This window comes from uncultured Corynebacterium sp., assembly GCF_902782855.1.
Lineage (GTDB): Bacteria > Actinomycetota > Actinomycetes > Mycobacteriales > Mycobacteriaceae > Corynebacterium.
Genome location: NZ_CACZOO010000037.1, coordinates 1 through 3,031, shown reverse-complemented (window position 1 = coordinate 3,031; position 3,031 = coordinate 1). Strand labels below are relative to the sequence as shown.

At 66.0% G+C, this 3,031-nt stretch carries 5 protein-coding genes; 1 reads left to right on the top strand and 4 read right to left on the bottom strand.

Features of this window, described 5'->3' with window-relative positions; all coding sequences use genetic code 11:
- The 4 genes from QZV72_RS01530 to QZV72_RS01515 form a co-directional block, all read right to left on the bottom strand.
- Window positions 1–602, bottom strand: a 602-nt coding sequence (locus tag QZV72_RS01530) for an ATP-binding cassette domain-containing protein (protein WP_297004355.1), incomplete at its 3' end; no start/stop codon positions are given.
- Window positions 603–959: 357 nt separating this feature from the next.
- Entirely contained in the window at window positions 960–1,442 is a 483-nt protein-coding gene (locus QZV72_RS01525) for an SRPBCC family protein (protein ID WP_297004352.1), read from the bottom strand.
- A gap of 59 nt (window positions 1,443–1,501) precedes the next feature.
- Window positions 1,502–1,885, bottom strand: coding sequence for a PIN domain-containing protein (locus QZV72_RS01520; RefSeq protein WP_297004349.1), 384 nt, complete (start codon window positions 1,883–1,885; stop codon window positions 1,502–1,504).
- Window positions 1,882–2,157 (bottom strand): type II toxin-antitoxin system Phd/YefM family antitoxin, encoded by a 276-nt coding sequence (locus tag QZV72_RS01515; protein ID WP_297004347.1) that lies wholly within the window; start codon window positions 2,155–2,157, stop codon window positions 1,882–1,884. Before QZV72_RS01515 ends, QZV72_RS01520 begins: the two co-directional genes overlap by 4 nt.
- Window positions 2,158–2,493: 336 nt before the next feature.
- On the opposite strand from QZV72_RS01515, the gene QZV72_RS01510 reads away from it, so the two are divergent.
- Window positions 2,494–2,841, top strand: coding sequence for a hypothetical protein (locus tag QZV72_RS01510; protein ID WP_297004345.1), 348 nt, complete (start codon window positions 2,494–2,496; stop codon window positions 2,839–2,841).
- Window positions 2,842–3,031: the final 190 nt, after the last annotated feature.

Genomic DNA, 3,031 nt, shown 5'->3' with positions numbered 1-3,031 from the left:
GTGGGCTCGTCGAGCAGGAGGATGTCCGGTCGGTTGAGCAGCAGCCACGCCAGGGACAGCCTGGACTTCTGCCCGCCCGAGAGTTCCACGGTGGTCCGGTCGGTCGGGATGTGCGACAGCCCGAGTCCGGCGAGCATGGCCGAGATACGCGCGTCGGTCTCCCAGATGTCGAGTCGTTCGGCCAGGTCAATGGCTTTTGCGTAGGCATCAGCATCATAGGGGTCCGCAGCGGCCTCCAGGTCACGGGCGACCTGGCGTTCCACGGCGACTGCGGATTCCAGGGCCTGCTCGATCGTGTCGGTCGGGGCGAACGGCGCCTGCTGGTGCAGCAGACCGACGCGGGCCCGGTGGTTGCCGGAGCCGGTGTCGATGGTGCCGGCCGTCGTCGCGGCTGCTGGGAGTGAGCCGTGGACGGCGTGCAGCAGCGTGGACTTGCCCGAGCCGTTCTCCCCGATCAGGCCGATGCGCTGACCTGGCGCGACGGTGAAGGAGATGTCGGTGAGGACGCGGGTGCCGGCGATCTGGACGGACAGGCCGTCGATGCGCAGGACAGCGTCCGGGGTGGCAGTGTGCGCGGAGGTGTTGGAGGAATTGAACAACATGGCGGGACTCCCTGAGTGGAGAAAAGGTGTGTCCCGCCGGGTCTGTGCTCACCGGTGCCCGGAGCATGGTGCTCGACAGGTGTGGCCGGTGGCGCCTCAGGCGCGGGACGGTTCAGGGGTTCTACTTCCGCATGCGTCCGACGCTAGCAGCGTCCGGTGCGGGCGGGCAAGTGCATGTCCGCCGGGACCATCGTGCGGCACATGTCCGCCGCGGTCGGTGAACTCCGGTCCCGGGCGCAGGTAGGCCGACCGGTTCCCGGGATGCCGACGCTGTGTGCGAGACTCCACGCCCTGACCGTCGCGGTCGCCGACGAAGATCACCACCATGCCGATCATGATGATGAGTCCGTGGTCCGGTCACCCCTCGATGAGCGTCCGTAGGTTGTGGAGGGTCTCGGTGATGCCGTAGGTGGCGGTGTCCTTCCGGTCGGTCTCCTGCGCGGCGGCGTCCTCCCCGAACTTCTGCGCGAAGTAGGCCTCGCCCTCCTCGGTGAAGCGGGTGAACTCGGTGAGGACGGTGGCGTCGTCCCGGCGGTTCACCGGCTCCATGCGGTAGCCCCACACGGTGCCGGAGGAGGTGACGCGCCAGGCGAACTCACGGCCGGGATCGCAGGTCACGACCTCGGAGACCGTCGACCACTCACGTCCGGGTTTCCGGTTGTGACCGGTGAACGTGGCCCCGGGGACGCGGGCGGCGGGGTCGGTGGCGGCGGCTCCGTCCCACTCCGCCCGGTAGCACTGGGCGCTCCACTCGCCGGTGCGGGTGATGTCGCTGACCAGGTCGTAGACCTCGGCCGGGGACGCGGCGATGGTGATGGAGTCGCTGAGTTCGTAGGACATGGTCGTCGATCATAGTCCTCCGGATTCTCTACGGATCTTCGTCGCGCACGCCTTCAACACTATGGTTCGCGGACCGTCACAAACCCCTCCAGTCCGCGGAAGTCGTCGATGCTGCGGGTCAGCACCGCTGCGTCATGTGCCGCTGCGGTGGCTGCGATCATCAGGTCGACTGTTCGCCCACGGACCTTTCGGCCCTGTGCCAGCACCAGGCCGCACACCGTCTCGTAGGCGACAGCCGCAGCATCATCGAAGGGGATGCCGGGCCCGAAGAATCTCCGGAGTCGCTGCAGTTCTCTCGCGCGCTCGGCCCGCCGAACAGGGTCCTTCACACTGCTGATGCCGAAACCGAGTTCAGCCCAGGTCAGCGACGACACCACCAGCTCATAGCCCGGATGATCGAAGGACTCCGATATCACCAAGTTGGTGTCGAGGAGTGCCTTCATTCGTTCTGCTCCCATGGGTCTCTGGGATGCTCCGCATCACGCATGTCATCAATCTCCGCGGCCCATGTCTCGAGGTCCGCCCGGTTGTCCAGCCCTTGAAGAAACTCGTTGAATTCCTCACTCGTCACCCATCGTGCCTGCTGCTGCCGCGGGGTGACTTCGGCGACCGGCTCACCGTGGTCCGTGATCGTGTACGTCGCCCCCTTCCGGACGTCGCGGAGCATCTGGGTCGGGTTTTTCCGAAGTTGCCCGACGCTGATCGTGTTGGCCATGACGCACCTCCGTTGTCGATATTTGTCTACAGCCTATGCGTCGGGCATCCCGCTGTCATCACCCCTCTTGCGCACGCCCTAACCACTGCCGGGACCGCTGGCGCCGCCGACCTCCCGTCCAGCTCCGACGTACAGTCCCAGGTCAACGGCACTGTCGAAGACTCCGTCGAGTACGGCGGCTACGTCGTCGGCAGTGTGGGAGCGTTCTTCCAACTGCCCGTCGACCAGGCGGTCTTCGGCAGCGCGGCCGCCGGGGTACTCGCCCTGTGCCTCGTTCTCCCCACCCCCGACGGCACCTGCGTGATCTGAGGACAGCGAAGGACGCTGAAGGACGCCATGTACATCACGATGATGAACGAGTACTGGATCGACTGGCCGTTCTGGAATCCCGCGGACAAGAATCCGGACCCTGACCTGCCCTACCTGCTCTCCGACATGGATGATCCCCTCCCCCACCTGCCCGAGGATCTCACGGAACGCGTCCGGACCTGGACCAGAATGTTCACCGAGAACTACGAGCGCAACTTTCAGTGGCCGTCGAGACAGATGGCCTGTGAACACGAGGCGGAAGGATGCCGCCTCCACGCGGAGGTCGCCGCGGCTCTTCCCGAGGACACAGTGGAACTCGTCTACTGGGAGACCAACTATGCCGATGACGCCGACGACGCACCCAACGCACCCTGACTCATAAGTGCGCGTCGAGGGGGTGGTCTGAGGCGGAGAAACCACCCGGTCGACGCGCACCTGATCACGGGCCAGAAAAGAGCTCCGCAACTCACCCTCACTGGCAGCCGATCAGCTCAAGAACCTGCCGGTGAGGGTGAGTTGCGCACAGTGGGGCGGGGCCAGCCGGGACAGGCACGCAGAGTGACCT